Source organism: Sphingomonas sp. CFBP9019 (assembly GCF_034045155.1).
Taxonomy (GTDB): Bacteria; Pseudomonadota; Alphaproteobacteria; order Sphingomonadales; family Sphingomonadaceae; genus Sphingomonas; species Sphingomonas aerolata.
Window position 1 is genome coordinate 611,836 of the sequence record NZ_JAXCWK010000004.1, and the last position, 25,488, is coordinate 637,323.

Consider the following 25,488-nt stretch of genomic DNA (forward strand, 5'->3'; position numbering starts at 1 on the left):
GGAATTGGAGATGGTTCATGGCGCAGTGGGTGTGTTCGGGGCGGGCGGGGCAGGTGGAGGGGACGGTGTCGCGGTTCGATCCGCGGTTCTGGACGGTGGATTTTCCGCGGCCGATGATGGCGTCGGTCGTGACCACGGGGCCGGATGCGCTGCGCGTCGATGCGGTGTTCTACAGGGCGGATGATCTGGCGGGGCTGATCTGGGCGGCGGAGGATCGCTATGATCATCCGTTGCTGCGGTACGAGACCGCGCGCGATTTTCGGGCGTGTCGGCTGCGGTTCCGGTGGCGGTCGGGGGGTGTGATGCCGCTCGATGCGATCAATGGCCCGACGCTGACGATCGAGGGGCGCGATGCCGCGGGCGTCGCGCGGGCCTGGTATGTGCGGTTGTGGAATTATGCGGTGGGGACGCCGGAGGATGCGCTGGTGTCGCTCGATTTCGCGGCGCTGGTCGGCGGGTTCGACCTGCCCGAGGACAGCTATCCCGTCTGGGCGGGGGATATCGACCGGATGTTCGTGTCGCTGGTGCCGCCCGACTATCGCGGCGTCGATGCGCCGCTCGCGGGGATGCGCGAGGGCTGGGTCGAGCTGACCGAGATGGCGTGCGAGGGGCCGGGATCGGTGCTCGCGATCGGCGAGGCGGTGGTGCCCGAGCATGGGCTGCGGATCGCGAGCGGCTATGACGACAGCTACAACCTGACGCCCGCGCGGCTGCTGCGCAACGCGCTGCACCTGGGGTATCGCGGGAACATCGTCCATTATGTGGGGATGAGCCATTATTTCCGGCTCGCGGGCGCGGGCGGTGGATTCTACGTGTCGCTGGCGGGGGGCGTGCTGAACGCGGCTTGCGCAGCGTGGCACCGGGATTTCGCGGGGCGCGCAAAGGCGCTGGGCTACGGCGTGATCTGGTCGCTGAGCTACGAGCTGTTCGACGCGCATTGCTGGAACGACTGGAAACAGCGCGCGGCGGACGGCGCGCCCGCGCTGACCGGGTGGGAGCCGCCGTCTACGCTGCTGTCGCCGGCGCATGGCGGGGCGATGGCGTATCTGCAGGCGGTGGCGCGTGCGTTTATGGGCCTCGCGGTGGCGGCGGGACTGCCGGCGCAGTTCCAGGTCGGCGAGCCCTGGTGGTGGGTGATGCCCGACGGGCGGCCGTGCCTCTATGATGCCAGCGCGGTCGCGGCGTTCGCGCCGGTGGCGATGGCGAGCATCCGCGGGGCCAAGAGCGCAGACCAGGTCGCGTCACTGGAGGCGGCGGGGGCGTGTCTGGCGGCGTCGACTGCGGCCCTGGTCGCGGCGGTAAAGGGGGAAGCGGGCGGGTGCGTGACGCATCTGCTGACCTATCTGCCGACCGTGCTCGATGCGGGGGCACCCGAGGCGAAGCGCGCGAACATGCCGGTCGGCTGGGCGTCGCCGGCGTTCGATGTGCTCCAGCTGGAGGATTATGACTGGGTGACCGCGGGCGATGTCGCGTCGTCGGCGGATGCGGTCGCGCTGGTCGCGGGCCGGCTGGGCTATCCGGTCGACCGGCAGCATTATCTGTCGGGGTTCGTGACCGCGCCCGAGCGCGCAGGCGACTGGGCGCGGATCGAGGCGGCGGCGGTGGCGGCGCGGGGGCGCGGCGTCGGCGAGACGTTCGTCTGGGCGCTGCCGCAGGTGATGCGCGACGGGTTCGTGCATTTCGAGACCGAAGAGGGGGATGGTGCCGTGAACGCGCATGACGACGTGCTGTTTCCGCTCGCGCTGGGGCGCGAGGCGGAGGTGATACCGGGGTTTTCGACCGCGATCCTGACGAGCGCGGGCGGCGCCGAGCAGCGCAACGCGGCCTGGGCGGAGGCGCGGACGAGCTATGATGTCGGGCCGGGGCTGCGGAGCGAGGCGGATATCGGCGTGCTGCTGGCGTTCTTCCGCGCGCGGATGGGGCCGGCGCGCAGCTTCCGGTTGCGCGATCCGTTCGATGCCGAGGCGGTCGGGGAGGTGCTGGGCGTCGGCGACGGGATCGCGCGGCGGTACGCGCTGGTGAAGCACTATGACGCGGCGACGCGGCGGATCACGCGGCCGGTGGCGGGGAGCGTGTCGGTCGCGGTCGATGGCGTCGCGACGTCGGGCTTCTCGGTGGTGGCCGGGGGGTGGGTGGTGCTCGACGCGGCGCCGGCGGCGGGTGCGGTGGTGAGCGCGGGGTTCGCGTTCGATGTGCCGGTGCGGTTTGCGGAGGACCGGCTGAGCGTGGCGCGGGCGACGTTTATGGCGGGGGTCGCGGCTTCGGTGCCTCTGGTGGAGGTGCGGGAGGGGTAGGGGTGTCCGTCATCCTGACGAAAGTCAGGACCCAGAGCCCAGCAGCGGCGGCGTTTGTGACTCTGGGTCCTGACTTTCGTCAGGATGACGGGGGTGGGGCGCTGGGCGTAGGGCCCGAGCCTCACGTGCCCTCACCCTCCCACGCTTCGCGCGGGCCCCTCCCTCTCCCCCGAGGGGAGAGGGGTTTTTGCGTTCGTCATCCTGACGGAAGTCAGGATCCAGGGCCAAGCAGCGGGGGCGTTTTTGATCCTGGGTCCTGACTTTCGTCAGGATGACGAGGGGGCGTCGGGCCTGAGCCTCACGTGCCCTCACCCTCCCACGCTTTGCGTGGGCCCCTCCCTCTCCCCCGGGGGGAGAGGGGTTTTGGAGAATTTCGATGGCGGATGTTGGGGTGACGACGGTGGCGTTGTGCTGGCGGGTGGAGCGGCGGGATGGGGTGGCGGTGGGGTTGACGGGGCATGACCGGGATCTGCTGGTCGACGGGCTGGTCCACCGCGCGGCGCCGGGGATGACGCCGTCGGGAATCGCGCGGTCGGGGGTGCTCGAGCCGGGGGCGGAGGCGGATACGATGGATGTGGCGGGGGCGCTGAGTTCGGCGGCGATCGGCGAGCGCGACCTGCTGAGCGGGCGGTGGGACGGCGCGCGGGTGCGCGTGTTCGCGGTCGACTGGAGCGATCCGCGCGATCCGCTGACGCTGGGCGAGGGGGTGATCGGCGCGGTCGAGCTGGGCGAGGACGGGTTCACCGCCGAGCTGCGCGGCGCGAGCGCGGCGTTCGACCGGCCGGTGGTCGAGGAGACGTCGCCCGAATGTCGCGCGACGCTGGGCGACCGGCGGTGCCGCGTGGCGATGGCGGCGCGGCGGCGGTTCGCGCGGGTGACCGCGTGCGAGGGGGCGGTCGTGACGCTCGACCTGGCGGCGGCTGGGGACGGCGATACTTATGCGGGCGGGCTGCTGCGCTGGTTCGGAGGGGCGAACAGCGGGCTGGAGAGCGCGGTCGCGGCGTCGGACGCGGGGGCGGCGGGGAGGACCCGCGTGACGCTGGCGCGGGCGCCGATGCTGGCGGTGGTGCCGGGCGTGCTCGTCGAGCTGAGCGAGGGGTGCGACAGGAGTCTGGCGACCTGCGCGGGGCGGTTCGGCAATGCGGTGAATTTTCGCGGCGAGCCCTATCTGCCGGGGATCGACCTGCTGACGCGGTATCCGGGGGCATGAGCGGCGGGCAAGTCGAGACGGCTGCGCTGGCGGCGGTGGGGAGCCGGTTCCGGGTGCATGGCCGGGTGGCGGCGACGGGGCTCGACTGTGTCGGGCTGGTCGCGCTGGCGCTGAAGGCGGGCGGGTGCGGGGTCGCGGTGCCGACCGGCTATGCGCTGCGGGGCGGCGATCCGGTGCGGGTGGCGGCGTGGCTCGATCGCGTGCTGGTGAGGGTGGACGAGGCGGAAGCGGGCGACGTGCTGATGCTGCGGACGGGGCCGGGGCAGCTGCATTTCGCGGTCAGGACGACGCGGGGACTTGTCCATGCCGATGCCGCGCTGCGCCGCGTGGTCGAGCGGCCGGGGCCGGTCGAGGCGCCGGTGCTGGGATGCTGGCGGATCGGCGACGGGAACAGCGGGGAGGTGGGGCCGTGGCGACATTGATCTTGAATGCGGTCGGGCGGGTGATCGGCCGGCCGCTGGGTGGGAGCACGCTGGGCGGGACGATCGGCGCGCTGGTCGGGCGGACGATCGACGGTACGCTGTTGCGCCCGGCGCGGCGCGAGGGGCCGCGGCTGACCGAGCTGGCGGTGCAGACCTCGAGCTATGGCAGTCAGGTGCCCAAGCTGTTCGGGACGATGCGCGTCGCGGGGACGGTGATCTGGGCGACCGACCTGATCGAGAGCCGGGCGACGAGCGGCGGCGGCAAGGGGCAGCCGAGCGTGTCGACCTATAGCTACGCCGCGTCGTTCGCGGTGCTGCTGTCGGCGCGGCCGGTGCTGGGGATCGGGCGGATCTGGGCGGAGGGGAAGCTGCTGCGCGGCGCGGGCGGCGACTTCAAGACCGCGACCGGGTTCCGGCTGCACACCGGCGGCGAGGACCAGGCGGTCGATCCGCTGATCGCGGCGGCGGAGGGCGGCGGGATGACGCCCGCGCATCGCGGCTGCGCCTATGTCGTGTTCGAGGGGATGGCGCTGGCTGATTACGGCAACCGGATCCCGTCGCTGACCTTCGAGGTGATCGCCGATCCGGGGCCGGTGCCGGTGGCCGCGATCGCGCAAGACGTGTCGGACGGGGGCGTGTCGGGGGCGGTGGCGCTGGCGCTCGACGGGTTCGCGGCGGCGGGGGGAAGCGTCGGCGCGGTGCTGGCGGCGCTGGCCGAGGCGAGCGGCGCGTGGTTCGTGTCCGCGGGGGACGGCGATGCGCTGGTGATGCGCGATGCAGCGGGGCCGGTTGCGAGCGTTGCCGATGCGGGAGTCGTCGAGGGCCAGGGGGAAGCGGGCTCGCGGCGGACGCGGACGGTGGCGGCGATCGAGACGGTGCCGCGGACGATGACGCTCGGCTATTATGATGCCGCGCGCGATTACCAGGCGGGGCTGCAGCGGGTGGCGCGGCCGGGCGCGGGGGTGCGCGACGCGCGGATCGACGTGGCGGCGGTGATCGATGCCGGGACCGCCAAGACGATCGCGACCGGACTGCTCGCGCGCGCCGAGACCGCGCGGGTGCGGCGGACGGTGCGGCTGGGGCTGTCGGGGCTGGCGCTGGTCCCCGGCGGCTGTGTCGAGATCGCGGGAGAACCGGGCGTGTGGCGGATCGTCGAGACGCGGGTCGAGGCGATGGTGACGAGCCTGGTGCTGACCCCGCTCACGCCCGCGCCGCTGCCGGTGCGTGGCAGCAGCGGGCGGATCGTCGGTGCGGCGGATGCGCTGATCGGCACGACGCGGATCGCGGCGTTCGAGACGCCGGGGCTCGAGGATGCGCCGCTCGCCGCGCCGCGGCTGTCGGTGGCGGCGACGGGCACGGGGGCGGGGTGGCGGCATGCGGCCTTGCTCTATTCGCTCGACGACGGGGCGAGCTGGATCGCGGCGGGGGCGAGTGCGGCGCCGGCGACGATCGGGACGATCGCGGTCGTCGCTGGGCCGGCGCCGGCGACGCTGACCGACTGGGCGGGCGCGTTCGAGGTGGTGCTGGTGCGCGGCGACATGAGCCTGGCGGACGCGGATGCGGCGGCGCTCGATGCGGGGGCCAATCTGGCGATGGCGGGGGGCGAGCTGATCCAGTTCGGCCGTGCGGCGCCGCTCGGCGGCGGGCGGTGGCGGCTGACGCAGTTGCTGCGCGGGCGGCGCGGGACCGAGGCGGCGATCGGCACGCAGGCGCCGGGCGACGGCTTCGTGCTGATCAGCGCGGATTCGGTGCGGACGATCGACCTGCCGGTCGCGGCGATCGGCGGGACGGTGCGGGTGATGGCGTCGGGGGTGGGCGATGCGGTGCCGGTCGAGACCCGGATCGTGCTGGCGGGCGCGTCGGTGCTGCCGCCGTCGCCGGTCGGCTTGCGCGCGACGATCACGGCGGATGGCGGCGCGACGCTCGGCTGGACGCGGCGGAGCCGGGCGGGGTGGCGCTGGATCGATGGCGGCGACGTGCCGCTGGGCGAGGGCGGCGAAGCCTATGCGGTGAGGATCGTGACGGGCGCGGGGGTGACGCGCCTCGTCGAGACGACCGCGCCGGTGGCGACGCTGTCCGCGGCGGAGCGCGTAGCGGGCGCGGTGCGCGTCGAGGTGCGCCAGCGCGGCGACTTCGGCGTGTCGCTGCCCGCGGTGCTGATGGTGTGACGAGGGGGAGAGTGGCGATGACGGACGAGACGAGCGCGCGGACGGGGTTGCCGCTGCTGCAGCCGGGGCAGGCGCAGAAGGAGATGGTGCATAACGAGGCGCTCGCGCTGATCGACCTGCTGCTCCAGCCGAGCGTGGTCACGGTCGGGCTGAACGTGCCGCCGGCCGCGCCCGCGCCCGGCGCGTGCTGGATCGTCGGGACCGCGCCGACCGGCGACTGGGCGAGCCATGCGCAGGCGCTGGCGGGCTGGACGGCGGGGGGCTGGCGGTTCGCCGCGCCGCGGGCCGGCATGACGGTGTGGCGCGAGGATCTGGCAACGCTGATCCGGCATGACGGCACCAGCTGGACAGCCGCCGATATCACCGGCGGGCGAGTCGTGATCGGTGGTAACCAGGTGGTCGGCGCGCAAGGCGCGGCAATTGCCGATCCGGTCGGCGGAACCGTGGTCGATACGTCCGCCCGGGCTACACTTTCCGCCGTTCTGGTGCTATTGAGGAGCCACGGATTGATCGCCGCCTAAACACTCTAAAAACTGTGGCGTTCCAGCAACACCTCGAACTTTTGTGCGCTTGCGTGGAAACAAGCCGAAGGATAGGGAGTTTGCGATGTCCGTGTGACACTCATGAAAGGGGATTTATATGCGGAAGCTTGCCGTCGTTCTGGCACTCGCCTCCACCGCACTCGCCACTCCTGCCCTCGCCCGCGACAAGTCGTGGTACGTTGGCATCGAAGGCGGTGCGATGATCGTTGAAGACATCGATTACGACATCGGTGCTCTGAACAATGCCGGTTCGGTCGACCATGACTATGGTTATGACGTCGACGCAGTCATGGGCTACGATTTCGGTGGCTTCCGCCTCGAAACCGAAGTCGGTTACCGCAAGGCTACTGTGGACGGCTATTCGTCGACCACGACCACGCCAGCTTTCACGGGTGCAGGCGCACTCGTCAACGCACCGGCCAACAACTATGACTATGCTGGCGGTTCTTCGTCGGCACTCAGCTTCATGCTGAACGGCCTGCTGGACTTCGGTCCGGATGACGGCATCCAGGGCTTTGTCGGCGGTGGTGTCGGTGTTGCTCGCGTCAAGGCGAACTACGCCCTCAACAACAACGGTTCGTTCCTGAACGATTCGGACACCGTGTTCGCCTATCAGGGCCTCGCCGGTATCCGTGCACCGCTGACCGACCACATCGACGCGACGCTGAAGTATCGTTTCTTCAACGCCGAGAACGTCAAGCTGGTCGACAACACCAACCGCCTGTTCGACGGTCGTTACCGTTCGCACAGCATCCTTGGTGGTGTGACGTACAACTTCGGCGCACCTGCCGAGCCGATGGCACCTCCTCCCCCGCCGCCGGCACCCGAGCCGATGGCTCCCCCGCCGCCGCCGGCGCCGGTCGAGGTCGTTTGCTCGCCTGGTCCGTTCATCGTGTTCTTCGAGTGGGACAAGTCGGACATCACGCCTGAGGCTGCGTCGATCCTCGACAACGCCGTCACGCAGTACCAGTCGTGCGGCAACGCACAGGTCATGCTGGCAGGCCACGCCGATAAGTCGGGTTCGGCGTCGTACAACGTCGGTCTCTCGCAGCGTCGTGCAGACGGCGTCCGCGCCTATCTGTCGTCGCATGCGATCCCGGATGGCGTGATCTCGACCGAAGCGTTCGGTGAGAGCCGTCCGCGCGTCGACACCGCCGATGGCGTGCGCGAAGTGCAGAACCGTCGCGTGGAAGTCACCTACGGTCCGGGTTCGGGCCAGTAAGACTTCCGCCCTCCGGTCCTTGCGGATCGGATGCGGGAAAAGATCGGGGAGGTCGGCGCGAGCCGGCCTCCTTTTTCTTTTGTCTGCTGTTCTTTGGGGCGGGAAGAAGTTTGGTTCGCGCGGAGGCGCGGAGGCGCGGAGCCTTTTGGGGTGGGCCGCGGGGGTGCATCACGGAGGTCTGGGCAGGATTTGGCGTGCCGCACGGGATGCTTCGGCGCGGTCGCGCATGGGCGTGCGTTGGAAGTGTTCACGCGAAGGCGCAAAGGCGCGAAGATCTTGGGGCTGCCTTCTTGTGTGCCGCCGGGCGGCGGGGCGCGGCTTCGCTGATCGTGGTCGGGGCGGTCAGCCGGCTGACGTGCAATCTTTGCGCCTTCGCGCCTTCGCGTGAGATGCTAATCACTGCGCCTGGCGGCGGCGTTTACGACGTGGGGGGATCGTCGGCCTCGAGGGCGGGGGCGAGCCAGGTGGGGATGAGGGCGTCGCCGAGGGCGTCGGTGCGGCGGTGGTCGATCATCAGGGCGAGGTCGGGATAGGTGACGCGGGTGCGGCTGCTGGGTTCGGTGAAGGGCGCGACGACGAGGCGGCGGTTGACCTTCGAACGGTGGTGCATCCGCGCGGTGTTCTCCTGGCCGACATAGCAGCCCTTGGTGAAGCTGACGCCGTTCAGCTCGCGCGCATTGCATTCGAGCCAGAGCGTCTCGCCATTGCCCAGCTCGGCGACGCCTTCGGTCACGCCGAGCGACAGGCGGTGTGCGTGCCAGGCGGGTGCGGCATCGCCTGCCGCTGCGTCCGCGGGGGCGAGCCAGCGGTGGCCGAGCGCGGGAAGCCGCGGGTCGGGGCTGCCCTCAGTCCCCGTCGGCGACCAGTGGACGCGGAGCGGATCGGGGGCGATCGTGATCGCGCGGCGCAGACGGTAGAGCGTCAGCCGCTTCGCCAGCGCCTCGGCCTGCGTGGCTTCGACATCGACCAGCACGTCGGCGCCGTCCGCCCAGAGGATGAAGTCGAACAGCACCTTGCCCTGCGGCGACAGCAAAGCGGCCCAGGCGGGCGCGCCGGGCGCGAGCAACGCGGTGTCGGCGGTCACCAGCCCCTGCAGGAAGCCGCGGACGTCCTCGCCCGCGATGCGCAGCACCGCGCGGTCGGCGAGAAGGGTTGCGCTGTCGGTCTGGGTCATCTCCTTCACCTAGTGCGCGCCAGGCGATTTCCAAGGCGCGCAACCGTCTGGCGTCGCCTGCCGCGCGTCGGTAGGAGGGCGCATGACCGACAGCATCACGATCCGCCGCCCCGACGACTGGCATCTCCACCTGCGCGACGGCGCGATGCTGGGCGCGGTCGCGCCGCACAGCGCGCGGCAGTTCGCGCGCGCGATCATCATGCCCAACCTCACCCCGCCGGTGACGACGATCGCCGCCGCGCGCGCCTATCGCGAGCGGATCCTCGCCGCGGTCGGCGGTGCCGATTTCACGCCGCTGATGACCTGCTACCTGACCGACGGCACCGATCCCGCCGAGATCGCGCGCGGCCATGCCGAGGGCGTGTTCACCGCGTGCAAGCTCTACCCCGCGCATGCGACGACCAATTCGGCGCACGGCGTCACCGATATCCGCGCGCTGACCGGCGTGCTCGAGACGCTGCAGCGGATCGGCATGCCGCTGCTGATCCACGGCGAGGTGACCGACAAGGCGATCGACATCTTCGACCGCGAGGCGGTGTTCGTCGAGCGAACCCTCGCGCCGCTGACGCGCGACTATCCGGGGCTGAAGATCGTGCTCGAGCACATCACCACCGCCGAGGCCGCGGCGTTCGTGACCGAGGCGGACCATCCGATCGCCGCGACGATCACCCCGCAACATCTGCTGATCAACCGCAACGCGCTGTTCGACGGCGGGCTCCGGCCGCATGCCTATTGCCTGCCCGTGCTCAAGCGCGAGACCCACCGGCTTGCGGTGCGGAAGGCCGCGGTGTCGGGTAGCCCGCGCTTCTTCCTCGGCACCGACAGCGCGCCGCATGTCGTGGGCGCGAAGGAATCGGGCTGCGGCTGTGCGGGGATCTTCAACGCGCCGTTCGCGCTCGAGGCGTATCTCGGCGTGTTCGACGCGGAGGGCGCGATCGACCGGTTCGAGGGATTCGCGTCGGAACATGGCGCGCGCTTCTATGGGCTGCCGCTGAACGAGGGCACGGTGACGCTGGTGCGCGAGAGCGTGATCGTGCCCGAGCGGGTCGGGGAGGGGGATACCGCGGTCGTGCCGTTCCTGGCGGGGACCGATGCGGGGTGGCGGTTCGCGGGGTAAGGCGCGCACGCTTCTGCCTTTTCCGTCATCCTGACGAACGTCAGGACCCAGAACCAAGCAGCGACAGCGTTCGTGACCCTGGGTCCTGACGTTCGTCAGGATGACGGTTGGGGGGTCAGTTCGCCGGATCCTCCTGTGCGAGTCGGTCGAGCCAGAGCCGCGCCTCTTTCTGCTCACCGGGTGCGCTCGCGCTGACCGGCCCGCGTGCGGCGAAGAAGTCGCGGTGGAGCGCGAACGGATCGAGCATCAGCCGGTCGCGCATCGCGTCGATCTCGGTGCCCATTTCACGTAGCGTGGCGATCGTCGGGGCGATCGCGGTGCGGACGCGGCGGTCGCTGCTGCGGTCGAACAGCCCGAGCGAACCGTTCGCGGTCTTCTCCAGCGCGGCGATCAGCGTTGCGCGATACTCGGTTTCGAGGTCCTCGCGCTGGGCGTCGAGACGGGCGAGGCGGTCGGGTTTGGCCATTCGCGTGGCGTTAGGCGATTGTGGGGGTGGGCGCTACCGGGGGCTGTTGTCCCGCGGTGTTGGCGCCGCGCCGCGGGCAAAGCCCGCGTCGTCGGACGGCGCTACGCGCCGCCGGCCGGGCTTGGTGGAGTCAGCCGGGCGTGGCCGGCTGCCCACCTTCGCCTTAAAAAGGCAACCACCTGCTTTTGTGGGTGATGTTCATGTACCCGACGTTCACGCCCGCACGCCAGCCGACGCCGAGCCGGATCGGGATCAGCACGACGTTGCCGCGCCGCAGATAGGTCGCGGCGAATCCGCCGACGAGATAGAGCCGGCCCTCGACTGCGGGGAAGCGCTTGTAGAGCTCCTCGGTGTCGTAGAGGTTGTAGACCAGCACGAAGACCTTGTTCGCGTCGCCGCCGACGTCGAAGCCGACCGACGGCCCGGTCCAGTAGACCGGCTTCTCGCCCTCGACCTTGTGGTTCATCAGCCCCGAGCCGTAGCGCACGCCGAGAATGAACGCGCCCGACGCCTCGCGCCCGGCGATATAGGCGTTGGGCTGGCCCTGGTCCTTCAGGATGTTCTCGAGGATGCCGCCGAGCCCGGCCGCGCCCTTGCCGAACACGCCTTCGCCCGCGGCGAGCAGATCGTCGCGCTCATAGGTGTCGGCGGCGCTCATCGTCGCCTCCGCGCGCGTCGTCGCACCGGGGCCAGGCGCGGGCGGGGGCGGCGCGGCGGGCTGGACCGGCTCGACCGGCGCGGGCTCCGGATAGCGCTGGTCGGGGACCTGCTGCCCCCGCGATGGGGTGGTGCTGGTCTGGGGCGCGAGATCCCCGTCGATCGCCTGGTTGGGATCGATCGTGCGGACCTGTGCGGGCGCGCTGCTCGCGATCGACGCTGCGAAGGCGCCGAGGCCAAGCCAGAAACTGCGCATGATGCTATCTTCCCCAATGCCGAGTGCGCGTGAGTTAACAAACCCCCGCCTGACCCCGCAATGAATGAAACGGCGGGAAGAGTCGAATTCGCGTCCGGTACCCGCGTAACGACGGTTGCCCCCGCCGCAGACCCTCGCTATAGCCCCGCATCTGCTGCAGCCGGAGACGTGGGTGAGTGGCTGAAACCAGCGGTTTGCTAAACCGCCGTACCGGGTTTACTGGTACCGAGGGTTCGAATCCCTCCGTCTCCGCCATTTTCGTCACCACAGCGTATCGGTGATGTGCCCCCCATTGTAGCGTGCCGACGCTGGGTAACGGGCCGCTTGCGCGCTAGGCCAGGCGCGACTTTCACGTCGGGCGTCTTCGATCACCGCGGCGCTTCGATATCCCACCTAACGGATCGGCGTTGAATCTCGGCTGGTGTCGTGTATGCGTGTGGCACCACTAAGAGGGTTGATCATGAAGAAGATTTTCGCTGTCGCCGTCGCTGCCGGCCTGTTCTCGCTCGCAGCTTGCAACACCAGCCCGCGCGAGCAGGCAGCCGACAACATCGAGTCGAACACCGAGGCGGTCGCTGACAACCTCGAGGACGCTGCCGACCTCACGGGCAACGAAGCAGCAGAAGAAAGCCTAGAGAACAAGGCTGACGCGGTGCGTGCGACCGGCCAGAACCAGGCTGAAGACATGCGCACCAACGACGCGGATACCAATCTGTCGAACGGTATCTGAGCCACAGCGCTCAGGGTCGCGGGCCAAGCTGCCTGCGACCCCGAGCGACGTGCAGAGAAGGGCATCCGGGGCGACCCGGATGCCCTTTTTGCGTTCGGGGACTTTGAGCCGGGCACCGCCAGCGACGCCTATCGCGCAGTCGGCCGGTCAGGCCGCATCGGCCCGCCGGGCGGCGCGGGCGTGTTCACGCGTGAAATCGCCGACGCCGCGATCGGTGTGGCACAGCCGGTCCCAGTGGCGGAAATACAGGCCGTAATTGCAGCCATAGAGTTCGTGATGGCGCTGATGATGGCTGGCGGTGATCAGCCATCCACCCAAGGGGCCGCTCCACATGAAGCGCGGGAAGATCTCCCACCCCATGTGGTTGGTCACGCCCATCACCGTCATGATCGTCAGCACGACCCCCAGCCCGTAGATGTGGATCGGTACGAAGAAGACAAGCAGCGGAATGACGATCGCGCCGCTCAGCGCCTCGATCGGGTGGAACGCCATCGCCGCCCATGCCGTCGGCGGACGGCTGGCGTGATGGAGCGCGTGCGCGAGCTTGAACGGGGCGGGGCGATGCATCCAGCGATGCGTCCAGTAGAACCAGGCATCGTGGAGGAGCAGATAGGCGAACACCGAGACCGGGAGGTACCAGAGCGGATAGGCGTGGACATCGGCATAGACCTCAGTCCAGCCGCGATGCTGCCAGCCCCAGGCGACGACGCCGGCGGGGATGCCGTAGAGCGCGGCGGAGGCGAGGCTCCAGACGATCTCGCGCCGGACCTGCGGATCGAGCCCGAGATAGAGCCCCGGATGCTTGCGCGTCGTGATCCACGCGAACGCGCCCGACACGAGCAGATAGCGGACCCCGACGATGACGGTCATCGCAATGGCGGAGAGGATGATGGCGAGCGTCATGCGGGGTCCTCTACACCGCGGCGGTTGGCGGCGCGAACCGCAAGCGCACGCCGCCGCGCGGGCAGCCCCCACCACGGCGTGCCCGGCGACAGATGATGTTCGTGATGATAGCCACCGAAGTGGAAGCAGGTCATCAGCGACAGCGCGGGTCCGATGTCGAGGCTGTGCGCGCGGTGGGTATCCGCGAAGGGCAGGTCGCGCTCGCGGTGCGGCAGCCAGGTGCCGAATACGAACAGCTGCGCGACGGCGCCGAGCGCGGGCAGCGCCCAGAAGATCACGATGTTGCCGAGCGGCGCGCCGAGCAGCAACGTATAGACCAGCGCCACCAGCGTGATGCGGATGATCTGGCCGTGCGAATAATAGGTCTTGAAGAACTGCAGGAACCAGCGGGTCAGCCGCGGATCGCCGCCATGGAAATCGGGATCCCCGGCGCGTCCGGTCTGCTTGTGGTGGAGATGATGCTGCGGGAGCAGGGACGCATAGGACAGGCAGGCATAGAGCGAGAGACAGGTCGCACCGATCGCCCGGTTCAGCCTCGGATGCTCGGGCGCGAGCGCCCCATGCATCGAATCATGCGCGACGATGAACAGCCCGGTGGAGAGCCAGGTCTGGACGAGGACCATCAGGACCGCGATCGGCAGCGTCGCGAGGCTCCACTGCCAGAAGAAGATGCCGGTGATGTGGATGGCGAGCCACGCGACCATGATCGCGGCGGACAGCGACACGCCGATCCGCATCTGGCGCTTCATCGCGTCCGACGGGTGGGCGGCGGTGATGCTCACCCGCGCTGGTCTGCCGGACTGGTGTTCGGGGTCCGCGCGGGACGGGCGGCACGACGCTGCGCATCGGCATTGGCACGCAACTGCGCCTTCAGCACCGCGGGCTTGCGTGCGAACAGGAAGCCGTGGCTGACGGTACCGTCCTTGCCCTCGACCGCGTGGTGCAGGCGATGCGCCTGGAGCAGCCGCTTGAAATAGCCCTGTTTGGGGACCCAGCGGAAGCCGCCGCGCTGATGCACGAGCATGTCATGGACGAAGGCGTAGATGCCGCCATAGACGGTGATGCCGAGCGCCGCCCACCAGAGCGGCGGGTACCAGAGCCCGACCACGAACAGCACGATCGGGACGATCGCGAAGACGATCGCATAAAGGTCGTTCTTCTCGAACCAGCCCTCATGCTCCTCGTGATGCGACTTGTGCCAGCCCCAGCCCCAGCCGTGCATCACATAGCGGTGCGTCGCCCAGGCGAAGCACTCCATGAACAGGACCATGCCGACGACGATCGCCAGTTTCTCGACCCAGGTCACGACGCGCGATCGGGCAAATCGGCGCTGACCAGAAGCAGTGCATTCAACATGGCGTATATATAACCGTTCGGGGCGGACGATGCGAGGGCGCGCCGCCATAAAAGCACGCGCGGCGTCGCCGCGGCAGTCGGTGGCTCGCGGTAGCATACACAGGTAAATCATACGGATGCGATCGATCGCGGCACCGCAGGGCGGGACGCTGCGTTCGACCCCGATGCCCGCTTCGAATTTCCGTGCCGACCACCGCGACACCCCGTCCTGGTTGCTGGTCGCAGCCATGATCCTCAGTTTCCTCGTCGCGCAGCAGGATGACCACTTCACGGTCGATCCGCTGCGGGCGGTGCCGGCGGTCGTGTCGCTGCTCGCGCTGGGCGGCGCGCTGGCGATCGGCCGGTACAGCGCGCGACCGCGTCTTGCCGCGGGGGCTAGGGCGTTTCTGCAGATGACGCTGTTCACACTGTTCGGCGTGGTCCTCGCCTATGCGCTGGCTGCGAAGTCCGGCACCTTGTGGGATGCCCGGCTGGCGGCGGCGGATCGTGCGGTCGGCTTCGACTGGCCGGTCGTGCTCGCGTTGCTCGACCAGTGTCCGCCGCTGATCTGGCTGCTGGGCCTCGCCTATCACAGCCTGACGGTGCAGATGATCGTGGTCATCGTCGCGCTGAGCGGGATGGGGAAGTTCGACACGCTGCGGACGATGGTGTGCGCCGCGATCCTGTCCGGGTTCGTCACGATCCTCATCTCGGGTCTGACGCCCGCGATGGGAAACCTGTTCGACCCGGCGCGCTACGTGCATCTCTGGCCGTCGATCGCGTGGATGGAACAGGGGCTGATCTCGGGGCTTCGCGACGGATCGCTGCGCGTGCTCGATCTCACCATGCTGATGGGGATCGTCAGCTTTCCCAGTTTCCATGCGACGCTCGCCGCGATCTTTATCTGGGCGTTCGGTGCGATGCCGCGCCTTGCCGGACCGGGCCGTGGCTGGGCGATCATGACGATCGTCGCGACGCCGGTGTTCGGCGGTCACTACGGGGTCGACGTGCTGATGGGGCTGCTGCTTGCGCCGCCCGCGATCGTCGCGGCGCAGCGCCTCACGCAGCGCGGGCAGCCCTGTCCTCAGCCGGGTCCAGGCCTGCCGGCATAAGGATCGCGTTGTCGCGCAGCGCCGCCTCGACGCACGCGGCCGCGTCGGCGGCGCCCCCCGCCATGGCCATCTCCGCCGCGAGCAGGCCGGCCGCGCGGCGATAGCCCGGATCAGTAAGAACATGGCGGAGCGACGGTTCGAGCCCGCCTTTGGCGGCGTCGGCGGCGGATACGATGCGCGCCGCGCCGATCCGCTTCAGCCGCGCCGCGGTCGCCGGCTGTTCGAACGCCAAGGGGACGGTGACGATCGGCACGCCCGCCGCGAGCGCGTCGAGCACGGTGTTGAAGCCGCCGTGGAGGATGGCTGCCGAACAGTGCGGCAGGATGCGCGTCTGCGACCAGAAGGCGCGGACCAGCGGGTCGCCGGGCAGCGAGGCCGCGTCGCCGTCGCTCAGGCCGCCGCCATGCGCGACCACCGCGCGCGCACCGACCGCGGCACAGGCGGCGGTCATCGCCGCGAACAGCGACCGGCGCGCGCCCTGCAGCGACCCGAGCGAGCAATATATCAGCGGTCGGCCGTCGCTTTCGGGGATGTCGTCCACGGGTTCGTCGAGGCGCCACGGCGCGCCGTACCGGAAGCTCGGTGGCAGGGCGGTGCGCGGAAAGTCGAGTCCTGCCGGGCATTGCGCGATCTGCAGGCGGTCGGACCATTGCTGCTGCGGGTCGGGATCGAGCCCCCAAAGCTGTGCATAGGTCGTCACGATGCGGGTCACCGGGCGCATCAGCAGGTCGCTGACCGCATAGCCGCCATTGTTGCGATTCCGCCCGAGCGCGTCGGCCCGGTATGCCCAGCCGAGAAAGGGCGGGGGGATCATCGGTTCGCGGAGCAGCGGCAGTCCGGTGATCGCGGTCACGAACGGCAGGCCGAGATGGCGTGCCACCAGCGCCCCCGCCGGCTCGACCGAATCCGCCACGACCGCATCGACGCCCAGCCGCGTGAGGGTGGCCGGCAGCGCCGCGAGCAGGAGCTCGGTCATCGCCGCGGTGCTGCGGATCATGCGCGGCAGCCCGACCGGCCCCGATGGCTGGGCGAGCTTGCGATAATGTTCGGCCAGCAGGCCCTGGCGATCGGCGGGATGGTCGAGCGGCGCGAACGCGACATCGCCGCGAGGCAGCATCGCCGCGACGTCGGCCATATGCACCAGCGTGACCCGGTGCCCCGCGGCGACGAGCGATGTGCCCAGCGCGACCAGAGGATTGATGTGCCCGACGGTCGGCGGCGCGATGATGGCGATATGCCGCCCTGCAACAGTCAATTCAGGAGCTTTCCGACGCCGTCTGGTAGGGCCGCCACTATCAGCATGGATGCGACGCGCGATAGTCGCAATACGGTGATCGAGTATAACTTGGTAACGATCTACCCCTGGGATCGATCACGCCGCATGGCCGCGCCTGCCAAGACCCGCGCGGCTGCGCGGTGTCATCCCGGCTTCACGATGGACGCATAAGACGCCCCGAATCGCAAGCGGGGGGCGTGGTGAACAGGGACGCGGGGGTTTTCAGGGGCGTCGGGGAGCACCGGCCGGTGACGCCGGCGCTGGCGATGCAATGCCCGGACGCGGCGCTGTCACGCGCGCTGCGTGCGTTCGTGCACGGGCGGCTGGGGCATCACGCCGACGGCGACGACGTCGTGCAGGAAACCTATCTGCGGCTGTTCACCTATCAGGCGAGCGCGCGGGTCGAGGATATGAAGGCGCTCTGCTTCGCGATCGCGCGCAATCTGCTGCGCGATCATCACCGCGTCGCCCGGCGCGGCGCGCATGTCGAGCTGGACGAGGCGATGGTCTGTCCGCTGCCGGCGGCGGATCGGGTGGTGGCGTTCCGCCGCGCGGTCGCGCTGATGGCGGGCGCGCTCGAACGCATGCCGCCGCTGCGCCGCGAGATATTCCTGCGCCGACGGCTGGACGGCCTCACCACCGCGGCGATCGCCGACCGGCTCGACATGAGCACCGCCGCGGTCGAGAAGCATGTCGTCCGGGCCTTTGCCGACCTTCGCACCGCGCTGGCGCGGCGGGGTTTCACGATGGAGGCGGGGGCGTGACCGCGGGCAGCAGCAGGGGTGGGGGCAGCAGGGGCGGGGGCGGGGGCGGGGGCGCGGCCTTGACCGATGCCGCGCTGACGGATGCGTTGCGGACCGCCGCTTTGCAGTGCGGCCGGCTGTCGGACGAGCAGGTCCGCGCGCTCCGGCGGCGGCGGCGGTCCGTCGTCGTCGCGGCGACGACCGCGCCGGTCGTCGCCGTATTGCTCGTCCTCGGCCTCCGCATGGCCCCGCCGCCCGCCGCGGTCGCACCATCGCCGCAGCTGTTCGCGACGCAGGCCGGCGAGCGCGCGACCGCGACGCTGGCGGACGGCACCACCGTCCGGCTGAACGGCGCGACGCGACTGCAGGTCGTCTACACGACCGCCGGGCGCAGCGCCCGGCTGCTGGCGGGCCAGGCGTTCTTCGACGTGCGCCACGATGCCGCGCGCCCGTTCGTCGTGCGTGCGGGGGCCAGCCGGACGCGCGTGCTCGGCACCGCGTTCGACCTGGATCTGACGCGGCGGCAGGTCGCGCTGGCGGTCTATCGCGGCGCGGTCGGGTTCGACCCGCTTGACCCGGCGTCAGCGGGCGCGGGGCGCGGCGTCGTGGTCCGGGCGGGCTATCGCAGCAGCATCCGCGGCGGCGTGACGGCGGTACCCGAGCGCTTCGATCCGGCGCTGCCCGACTGGCGTCAGGGCTGGATCGACACCGCGGGCATGCGGCTCGACGATCTGGTCGAGATCCTTGACCGGCAGGGCGGCGTCCGGATCGCGCGCCCTGCCGAGCCGCTCGCCTCGACGACGGTGTTCGGCCGTTTCCGGACCGATCATCCGCGCCAGCTCCTGGCGGCGATCGGCGGAGGGTTCGGGTTCGCGGTGGTCGAGCGGGACGGGGGGCTCGCGCTCGAACCCGCACGCTGAAAAAAACACTGTCCGGATCCGTCGGGCTGCGCCGTCTTCCTCCCGAATGGCGCGTGGGGGCGCCATGACGGGGGATTATCATGACGCGGTTTTACGGAACGTCGGCACTCGCTCTGGCGGTATGCGCGCTTATGGCGCCAGCGGCGGCACACGCCCGGCCGGCGGGCACGCAGTCGGCGGGGGCACGCGCGTTCGCCATTCCCGCAGGCGACCTCGCGGCGGCGCTGTCGGCCTATTCGAGCGCGACGGGGATGCAGGTGATCGCGGCGCCCGCGCTGATCCAGGGACAGCGGACCGGCGGGGTGAGCGGGCGGCTGACCGCGCCGGCGGCCCTCGCCGTGCTGCTGCGCGGCACGGGCCTGCACCCGGTCGAGAGCAACGGCGTGCTGGTGCTGCGACGCGCGCCACCGCGCCCGGGCCTGCGCACCGTCAGCGCACCCGCACCGGTAGCCACGCCGGCAGTCGCGGGGGGCGTCGCGGGGGGCGTGTCGACGCTGGCGGCTGAGCCGGTCGCGGTAGCCGACGACATCGTGGTCAATGGCTATCGCCGCAGCCTGCTCGCCGCGCAGGAGCTCAAACGCCGCGCGGTCGGGACCGAGGACAATATCGTCGCGTCCGACATCGCCGCCTTTCCCGACCTCAATCTCGCCGAAGCGCTGCAACGCGTCCCCGGCGTCGCGATCACCCGCGACACCGGCGAAGGCCGCCAGATCGCGCTGCGCGGGCTCGGCCCCGATTTCACGCGCACCCAGCTGAACGGCATGGAGGTGCTCGGCAATACCGCGTCGGGGATGGACAATCGCGGCAACGTCAGCCGCAGCCGCGGCTTCGACTTCAGCCTGTTCGCGTCCGAGCTGTTCAACCGCGTCAGCGTGCAGAAGAGCTATGCCGCCAATCAGGACGAAGGCGGCATCGCCGGGACGGTCCAGCTCTTCACCGCCAAGCCGTTCGACTATGACGGCCAGAAGATCGTGCTGTCGGCCAAGGGCCAGACCAACGACCAGACCAGCGGCATCACCCCGCGGCTCGTCGGGCTGTTCTCGCAGCGCCAGGGCGATTTCGGTGCGCTCGTTTCGGTCGCCTATTCGAAGATCCGCAACAACGAATATGGCTATCGCAACTGGAATTGGGGCAAGGTCACCTACGGCGCGAACAATATCGGGCCCGAGATCGATGCGGCGACACGCGCGCTGCTGCGCGGCGGCACGATCTTCGCACCGCAGGCGCAGTCGCCCTCGACCTGGTACACCGACCGCGAGCGGATCGGCGTCACCAGCGCGCTGCAATATCATCCGGGCGATCGGTTCAAGCTCGATGTCGACCTGCTCTACGGACACCTTGCCGACAAGCGTGACGACTGGGCGATCGCGGCGGGCGGCTATAACGCGCTGACCGGCAATGTCAGCGGCACGCAGGTCATCCGCTCCGCGACGATCCAGGGCAATTCGCTCGTCGCCGCCAGCTATACCGGGATCGACCAGCGGACCGAGCATCACCGGGTCGAGAACCAGACCGATTTCTATCAGGCGGTGGCCAATGCCGAATGGAAGGTCGGCGATCGCCTGACGCTGACCGCGCTCGCCGGCTATCAGAAGTCGGCGTTCGCGCAGCCGACGTTCGACAAGATCTTCCTGCAGGCGCGCAACACCGCGTTCAGTTTCGACATGCAGCCGACGATCCCGGTCAACACCTATGGCTTCGACCTGACCAAGCCGGCGAACTGGAACGTCCAGCGGCTGGTGACGCAGGAAAACACGATCGACAATGCGTACCGCAACGGCCAGCTCCAGGCGGTCTATACGGTGTCGCCGATCCTGAAGCTCGAGCTCGGCGGCGAGTATAAGCGCTTCACCAACAGCGGGTACCAGTATCTCACCAACATCTTCTACGGGACGCAGGCGACCAGCGACCGCGCGGTACCCGACGCGTTGAAATACGTGATCAACCGCGACAGCCTGATCCCCTATATCGGCGGCGACGTCGCGGGCATCTACGCGCTGCTCGGCAACAACCGGAACCTGACCGCGGCGAACCTGACCGCGGGCAGCGACTTCCGCATCCGCGAGACGAGCTGGGCGGGCTTCACGCAGCTCGATCTGGATACCGAACTCGGTTCGATGCGGCTGCGCGGCAATGCAGGCGTGCGCTATTATCATACCGCGCTGGTCTCCAGCGGGTCGCTCGCGACCGCGACCAACGGCGTCACGGTGCTCCAGCCCGTGACGGTCAAGACCAGCAACGACGACTGGCTGCCCGCGCTCAACATCGCGCTCGACCTCACGCCCAAGCTGATCGCGCGCGCGTCGGCGAGCCGCAACGTCAACCGTCCCGGCCTGCCGCAGCTTGCCGCTGCGGGCACGCTGACGGTCGCGCCGTTCGGCGGCACGGTGTCGGTCGGCAACCCCAACCTCCAGCCGTTCCGCTCGACCTCGGTGGAAGGCGGGCTGGAATATTATATGGATCGCAACGGCTTCGCGTCGGTCGGCGTGTTCTGGAAGGATCTGGCGAGCTTCATCACCTCGGAGACGTCGCAGGTGCCCTACAGCGCCACCGGCTTTCCGGTCTCGCTGCTGCTGCCGGGGCAGGACGGCACCACGCCGTACAACTATACGCGGCCCGTCAATGGCGACGGCGCCAGCATCCGCGGGGTCGAGGCCGCGGTCCAGCACGACTTCACCTTCCTGCCCGCGCCGTTCGACCATTTCGGCGTAGTCGCCAACGGCACCTGGATCGATGGCGACCAGAAGGCGATCTACAACGGCGTCGCCCAGACCATCCCGCTGTTCAACCTGTCGAAATGGGCCGCCAACGCGACGCTGTATTTCGAGACCGAGCGGTTCGGCGCGCGCGTCTCGACCGCCTATCGCAGCCGCTACATCACCGGCGCGGGCAGCAACGCCAATGTCGGCGACGGCATCCGGCCGACCAACAACGTCGATTTCCAGATCCGCTACAGCCCGGTCGAGAATCTGCGCTTCGTGATCGAGGGCATCAACGTCACCAACCGGCCGATCGAGCAGTTCGCCGATCTCAGCGCCGACCGGACGCTCGTCTACACGCGCAGCGGCCGCATCTTCACCTTCGGCGTGACCACCAGCTTCTGACCTTCGCGTCCGCGGCGCTCCCCGCCGCGGACGCGGGCGTACGGCGTATCTCCACACACCTGCCACGGGAGTTTGCATGAAAAGCCAAGCTACATTGTTGTCCGCCGTCGGCCTGGCCGCGGCGCTGCTGGCATCGCCCGCGCTTGGACAGGGCTGGCCGTCGCCGGTTGCGCCGCTGCCCGAACGTGCCACCGCGCTCGACAAGCGCTTCCAGCCGGCGGTCGACTTCGACACCGACGTCTGCTTCAACGTCCCCGCGGTCGACGCGTCGGGCGCGATCAGCCCGGCCGCCTCGACCTATGCGACGCGCCCGCCGGCATCGTGCCGCGCCGCGAACTACCGCACGCAAAGCAACGTCTATGCGCGCAGCCGCTGCAACAACGGCTATTGCGGGCGGGTCTACAGCTATTTCTGGCAGTCGGACTTCTCGCATGCGTTCGACTGGGAATCGATCATCGTCTGGACCACCGACCAGGGCACGAGCAGCCGGGTCGTCGGTGTCACCCGCGGCGATCACGGCGACTGGGATACGCGTCCGACCAGCGGCGGCCAGCTCCGCTTCGTCAGCGATGCGAGTGGCGAACACGTCAAGCTCGTCTTCCATTACGAGACCTGGGGCTTTTCGCACCTGTGGCGCTTTTCCAAGACCGATGGCGGCGACGAGCCGGCCGAGAACGGTACCGGCCAGTGGCTCATCCAGCCGCTGGTGAGCTGGAACGGCTATCCGTCGGTCGCCGTCCGCAACGCGGTGTCGAACTACGACTTCAAGGGCGCGAACTTCGACAACAAGGAAGCGCGCTTCGCCAGCACGCTGGCCGCCGCCAATGCCGGCGGCATCGCGCCGGGGTTCAATGCGAATGTCGATGCCGGCGCCGATTCGCCGGGCTGCCCGTCGGGCTCGACGCTCTGTTGATCCAGCCCCGCCCCGCGCCGCCAATGGCGACGCGGGGCGGTACCGGAGGCCGCATGCCGCTGCGCCCCGTCCGTCCTTCACCGTCGTTCGGCTGGATCGCGGCGGCGATCATGGTCGTGCTGTTCGGCGCGATCGTCGTCGGCTGGCGCCAGCGGCAGCGCGACGTCGCAGCGACCGCGATCGCCGTCGTGCGGGCCCCGACCATCCCCGTCGCCAGAATCCGGCCATTACGACCGGCGAGGCCGGCCGCGGTCGCACCGGTTGCCGCGAACGTCGCGGCCGCGCATCTTCGCACCGTCTACCCGCTGCTGTCCGACGTCACGATCACCTGCCGCGACGATCGCTGCACGCTGACCGCGACGATCCCTCCGGTGACCGGGCAGGCGGATCTCGACCGGCGGCAGGAGATGCTGCTGGGGGGGCTCGCCGCGGCGCTCGCTGCCGACGGATACCGGTTGGCGGTGCCGTTCCCGATGGACGAGGTCGCCGACAACCTGTTCCACATCCGTGCATCGGTGACGCCGCGATAACCCGACTGCGGCGGGTCAGGCGCGGACGAGGTGGATGTTGGGGTGGTCGGCGATGATGGTCAGGATGGTGTCGAAATAGGTCTCGCCGCGGCCCTGTTCGAGCGCGTCGAGCTGGGCGGTGATGCGTGCGGCGTCGAAGGCCGTGTTCTGGAGCTTGGCGCGGAGATGGGCTCTGGTGGCGTCGATGCCGAGCGCGGCGCGGCTCGTCTCGATATCCTGCCAGACGAGGATGACCGGCGCCTTGCCCGCAAGCGCGCCGTAGCTGCCGTAGAACAGGTCATCGAGCGCATCGAGGCTGGGGCCGAGCGACCAGTCCTCGCCCGCCATGAAGACGCGGTTGATCTCGTCGTAGAAGCTCGCAATGTCGCGGATCGCGCGGCCGGCGATGGTGAGGGTCGTGGCCCTGGGGTCGTCGATCATCCGCATGCTGGTCCGTCTGCTAGCTGGCGCCGGCCTCGATCCGGCACTGCGACATATCGGGGACAGCGCCCGCGGCGTGCGCGAGTTCCGTGCGCGCGGCGTCCATGTCGCGGCGGAAGTCGGGGGCGGTGCGCAGCGTGGCGACGACGACCGGTTTCACTTTGCGGATCCTTCGAGGTCGCCGCATTGCTTCGCGATGCGGACCGGGTTGCAGCGCGCGACATGGCCGTCGGGGAGCGCGACGCGGTAGCCGCCGGCGAAGCGCGGATCGGGCCAGAGATAGTCGGTCGAGACATAGTGCGCGCCGCCCGCGAGCGCGGTGTCGCGCGGCACGCCGTCATTGGCGCGCGCCTCGCGCGTGTTGGCGTCGGCGCGGGTGCGGACGAGGAAGCCTGCGCGTACGTCGCGGCGGATGCGTTCGGCGTCGCGGACCGGGTCGTTGAGCGTCAGATAGGCGGCGGCGGGCGACGCCTCGTCGGTGTTGATGAAGAACACCCGGCCTTCGAGCGAGCGCCGCGCGCCGCGATAGACCGCGACCTTGGCGGGGGGCTCGTCGAGCGCGAATAGGAATTTGCCGCGCGACGCCTCGAGCAGCGGCCAGTTGTCGGCGAGGACGGCGTCGCGGAGCGTCGGATAGCGGCCCTGCACGTCGTCGGGCACGATCAGCCTGGCCGGCGCGAGCACCGAGCGGATCTCCGCATCGAGCGCGTCATAGGCGGCCGCGTCGAACGGCAGCGCGTCGATGCCGCCGCGCGCGGCGTTCTGCTCGTCCTTGGCGTTGAACATCAGCAGGATCGGGACGTGACGCGGATGGCGGGCCGACCAGTCGCGGACGATTCCCAGGCATTCGGTGAGCAGGACGCAGCTCGACGCATTGTCGATGCCGGGGATGTGCAGCACCTTGAAGCCCGGCCGCTGCAGCTTCGGGTCCGACGATCCGCGCGCATAATGCCCGCCCTGCGGATCATAGTTCACGTCGATCTCGAGCTGGCGCGCGCCCGCGTCGAGCTGGTCGACGAGGCTGCGATGCGCATAGTCGAGCGCGTCGGCCATCGCGGGTTCGGCCGCGCGCACCTTCGCCATCGTCGCGGCGGGCATCGGCTGCTTGTAGCTGTTGTGCGTGCCGATGACGGCGATGTCGTTGATCCGCAGCGGTTCGGCCTTTTTGGCGGTGGCCGTAGCTGCGAGCATGGCGAGGGGGAGAACCGCCGCGGTCGCCCGCAGCATCGTCGAGATACGCATGATTGTTCTGCCCTGTTGGCGCCCGGCCGGCGTCGTCCGCGGGCTATGGCCGCGCCAGATGACGCGCAGAGGACCGTTCTGTTACGCGACCGTCTTAATTGGGCGCGCGGCGGCTTGCGGGATAGGGCCGCAGATTGTGTATCGCGGTCTCTAAGCCATTAACTAATTGGACAATATCGGGTGATACTCGCTGTCCCCTCAGTGGGGGACAGCGTGTTTAGACCTTGGATATGGATGTGCGGCGTGGCCGCGCTGGGCAGCGCGACGCCGTTGTCCGCGGAACTGAACGTGCCGATCGCGGCGCGGGTCGTGTCGTTCCTTCAGCCCGGTCCGGCGGGGACGGTCGCCGCGGCGATCGTGTTCGAGCCGGGCAATGCGGCATCGGAGGCCGAGGCGGCGGCGATCGAGCGGGCGAGCGGATCGGGGCTGGCCGCCGGACGCAGTGCGATCCGCGCCCGCCGCGTGCCGGTCGGCGCGATCGGGTCGCTGGCCGGATTCCGGCTCGCCTTTGTCACGACGGGGTTGCGCCCGGAGCATGCCGGCATCGCCGCCGCGGCCGCCAGATCGTCCGTCCTGACGATCTCGTCGGATCCCGCCTGCGTGCAGACCGCGCGGTGCGTGGTCGGCATCACCTCGGGCCCCAAGACCCAGATCACCGTCAATCGCGCCGCGGCACGTGCTGCCAATATCAGATTCGGGTCGGCATTCCTGATGCTGATCAAGGAAATTTAA

At 69.7% G+C, this 25,488-nt stretch carries 25 protein-coding genes and 1 tRNA gene; 16 read left to right on the plus strand and 10 right to left on the minus strand.

Annotation, left to right across the window (positions count from 1 at the left end; translation table 11 throughout):
* Positions 1-17 precede the first annotated feature (17 nt).
* From SOM18_RS14640 to SOM18_RS14665, 6 genes are all read left to right on the plus strand, one after another.
* Complete coding sequence (locus SOM18_RS14640) at positions 18-2,294, plus strand: DUF2460 domain-containing protein (RefSeq protein ID WP_320481876.1); 2,277 nt, start codon at positions 18-20, stop codon at positions 2,292-2,294.
* A gap of 370 nt (positions 2,295-2,664) precedes the next feature.
* A complete protein-coding gene (locus SOM18_RS14645; RefSeq protein WP_414712127.1) occupies positions 2,665-3,504 on the plus strand; it encodes a DUF2163 domain-containing protein in 840 nt (279 codons plus the stop codon).
* The gene (locus tag SOM18_RS14650; RefSeq protein WP_320481878.1) at positions 3,501-3,926 is read left to right on the plus strand and encodes a peptidoglycan endopeptidase; all 426 of its coding nucleotides are present in this window, start codon (positions 3,501-3,503) and stop codon (positions 3,924-3,926) included. The genes SOM18_RS14645 and SOM18_RS14650 overlap by 4 nt, the downstream gene beginning before the upstream one ends.
* Positions 3,914-6,094 (plus strand): phage tail protein, encoded by a 2,181-nt coding sequence (locus SOM18_RS14655; protein ID WP_320481879.1) that lies wholly within the window; start codon positions 3,914-3,916, stop codon positions 6,092-6,094. The genes SOM18_RS14650 and SOM18_RS14655 overlap by 13 nt, the downstream gene beginning before the upstream one ends.
* Before the next feature lie 17 nt (positions 6,095-6,111).
* Positions 6,112-6,615: a DUF2793 domain-containing protein gene (locus tag SOM18_RS14660; RefSeq protein ID WP_320481880.1), complete on the plus strand. Its 504-nt coding sequence runs from the start codon at positions 6,112-6,114 to the stop codon at positions 6,613-6,615.
* Between the two features lie 118 nt (positions 6,616-6,733).
* Positions 6,734-7,858, plus strand: coding sequence for an OmpA family protein (locus SOM18_RS14665; protein WP_031396246.1), 1,125 nt, complete (start codon positions 6,734-6,736; stop codon positions 7,856-7,858).
* 418 nt (positions 7,859-8,276) lie between these two features.
* Here the strand turns inward: SOM18_RS14665 and SOM18_RS14670 are convergent, their stop codons facing one another.
* Positions 8,277-9,032 (minus strand): folate-binding protein, encoded by a 756-nt coding sequence (locus SOM18_RS14670; RefSeq protein WP_320481881.1) that lies wholly within the window; start codon positions 9,030-9,032, stop codon positions 8,277-8,279.
* Positions 9,033-9,114: 82 nt separating this feature from the next.
* Between SOM18_RS14670 and pyrC the strand changes: the two genes are divergently transcribed.
* Complete coding sequence (gene pyrC, locus SOM18_RS14675) at positions 9,115-10,149, plus strand: dihydroorotase (RefSeq protein ID WP_320481882.1); 1,035 nt, start codon at positions 9,115-9,117, stop codon at positions 10,147-10,149.
* A gap of 115 nt (positions 10,150-10,264) precedes the next feature.
* On the opposite strand, the gene SOM18_RS14680 is transcribed toward pyrC, so the two are convergent.
* Entirely contained in the window at positions 10,265-10,615 is a 351-nt protein-coding gene (locus SOM18_RS14680; RefSeq protein WP_320481883.1) for a hypothetical protein, read from the minus strand.
* 163 nt (positions 10,616-10,778) lie between these two features.
* The gene (locus tag SOM18_RS14685) at positions 10,779-11,528 is read right to left on the minus strand and encodes a DUF1134 domain-containing protein (protein ID WP_056407073.1); all 750 of its coding nucleotides are present in this window, start codon (positions 11,526-11,528) and stop codon (positions 10,779-10,781) included.
* Between the two features lie 162 nt (positions 11,529-11,690).
* Here SOM18_RS14685 and SOM18_RS14690 point away from each other — a divergent pair.
* Both SOM18_RS14690 and SOM18_RS14695 read left to right on the plus strand, forming a co-directional pair.
* Positions 11,691-11,783: transfer RNA gene (locus SOM18_RS14690), tRNA-Ser, on the plus strand.
* Between the two features lie 205 nt (positions 11,784-11,988).
* Positions 11,989-12,258 carry a hypothetical protein gene (locus SOM18_RS14695; protein WP_031393429.1) on the plus strand — a complete coding sequence of 90 codons (270 nt, stop codon included), beginning with the start codon at positions 11,989-11,991 and terminating at the stop codon, positions 12,256-12,258.
* Positions 12,259-12,405: 147 nt separating this feature from the next.
* Here the strand turns inward: SOM18_RS14695 and SOM18_RS14700 are convergent, their stop codons facing one another.
* Genes SOM18_RS14700 through SOM18_RS14710 form a run of 3 tightly spaced genes read right to left on the minus strand, consistent with a single transcriptional unit; the run spans position 12,406 to position 14,431 of the window.
* Positions 12,406-13,161 carry a sterol desaturase family protein gene (locus SOM18_RS14700; RefSeq protein WP_031439740.1) on the minus strand — a complete coding sequence of 252 codons (756 nt, stop codon included), beginning with the start codon at positions 13,159-13,161 and terminating at the stop codon, positions 12,406-12,408.
* Positions 13,158-13,943, minus strand: a complete 786-nt coding sequence (locus tag SOM18_RS14705; RefSeq protein WP_235188297.1) for a fatty acid desaturase — start codon at positions 13,941-13,943, stop codon at positions 13,158-13,160. The genes SOM18_RS14700 and SOM18_RS14705 overlap by 4 nt, the downstream gene beginning before the upstream one ends.
* Positions 13,940-14,431, minus strand: a complete 492-nt coding sequence (locus SOM18_RS14710; protein WP_042466627.1) for a sterol desaturase family protein — start codon at positions 14,429-14,431, stop codon at positions 13,940-13,942. The genes SOM18_RS14705 and SOM18_RS14710 overlap by 4 nt, the downstream gene beginning before the upstream one ends.
* Before the next feature lie 202 nt (positions 14,432-14,633).
* Here SOM18_RS14710 and SOM18_RS14715 point away from each other — a divergent pair, with 202 nt between their 5' ends.
* The gene (locus SOM18_RS14715; RefSeq protein WP_031439742.1) at positions 14,634-15,608 is read left to right on the plus strand and encodes a phosphatase PAP2 family protein; all 975 of its coding nucleotides are present in this window, start codon (positions 14,634-14,636) and stop codon (positions 15,606-15,608) included.
* Here SOM18_RS14715 and SOM18_RS14720 read toward each other — a convergent pair.
* Positions 15,556-16,863, minus strand: coding sequence for a glycosyltransferase (locus SOM18_RS14720; protein ID WP_320481884.1), 1,308 nt, complete (start codon positions 16,861-16,863; stop codon positions 15,556-15,558). The two genes, SOM18_RS14715 and SOM18_RS14720, sit on opposite strands and share 53 nt — an antisense overlap.
* 269 nt (positions 16,864-17,132) lie before the next feature.
* Here SOM18_RS14720 and SOM18_RS14725 point away from each other — a divergent pair, with 269 nt between their 5' ends.
* The 5 genes from SOM18_RS14725 (at position 17,133) to SOM18_RS14745 (ending at position 23,094) form a co-directional block, all read left to right on the plus strand.
* A complete protein-coding gene (locus tag SOM18_RS14725; RefSeq protein ID WP_052380853.1) occupies positions 17,133-17,648 on the plus strand; it encodes an RNA polymerase sigma factor in 516 nt (171 codons plus the stop codon).
* A 59-nt stretch (positions 17,649-17,707) separates the two neighbouring features.
* The gene (locus SOM18_RS14730; protein WP_320481885.1) at positions 17,708-18,547 is read left to right on the plus strand and encodes a FecR family protein; all 840 of its coding nucleotides are present in this window, start codon (positions 17,708-17,710) and stop codon (positions 18,545-18,547) included.
* A gap of 80 nt (positions 18,548-18,627) precedes the next feature.
* Positions 18,628-21,651, plus strand: a complete 3,024-nt coding sequence (locus SOM18_RS14735; protein WP_320481886.1) for a TonB-dependent receptor — start codon at positions 18,628-18,630, stop codon at positions 21,649-21,651.
* A 76-nt stretch (positions 21,652-21,727) separates the two neighbouring features.
* Positions 21,728-22,564 carry an NPP1 family protein gene (locus tag SOM18_RS14740; protein ID WP_192140445.1) on the plus strand — a complete coding sequence of 279 codons (837 nt, stop codon included), beginning with the start codon at positions 21,728-21,730 and terminating at the stop codon, positions 22,562-22,564.
* A gap of 53 nt (positions 22,565-22,617) precedes the next feature.
* On the plus strand, positions 22,618-23,094 hold the full coding sequence (locus SOM18_RS14745) for a hypothetical protein (RefSeq protein ID WP_320481887.1): 477 nt from the start codon (positions 22,618-22,620) through the stop codon (positions 23,092-23,094).
* 15 nt (positions 23,095-23,109) lie between these two features.
* Here the strand turns inward: SOM18_RS14745 and SOM18_RS14750 are convergent, their stop codons facing one another.
* The 3 genes from SOM18_RS14750 to SOM18_RS14760 are packed head-to-tail and all read right to left on the minus strand — an operon-like array spanning position 23,110 to position 24,756.
* Positions 23,110-23,520, minus strand: a complete 411-nt coding sequence (locus tag SOM18_RS14750; RefSeq protein WP_320481888.1) for a barstar family protein — start codon at positions 23,518-23,520, stop codon at positions 23,110-23,112.
* A gap of 13 nt (positions 23,521-23,533) precedes the next feature.
* Positions 23,534-23,674, minus strand: coding sequence for a hypothetical protein (locus tag SOM18_RS14755; RefSeq protein WP_320481889.1), 141 nt, complete (start codon positions 23,672-23,674; stop codon positions 23,534-23,536).
* Positions 23,671-24,756, minus strand: coding sequence for a Ca2+-dependent phosphoinositide-specific phospholipase C (locus tag SOM18_RS14760; protein ID WP_320481890.1), 1,086 nt, complete (start codon positions 24,754-24,756; stop codon positions 23,671-23,673). The genes SOM18_RS14755 and SOM18_RS14760 overlap by 4 nt, the downstream gene beginning before the upstream one ends.
* A 243-nt stretch (positions 24,757-24,999) precedes the next feature.
* Between SOM18_RS14760 and SOM18_RS14765 the strand changes: the two genes are divergently transcribed.
* The gene (locus SOM18_RS14765; protein ID WP_320481891.1) at positions 25,000-25,488 is read left to right on the plus strand and encodes a YfiR/HmsC family protein; all 489 of its coding nucleotides are present in this window, start codon (positions 25,000-25,002) and stop codon (positions 25,486-25,488) included.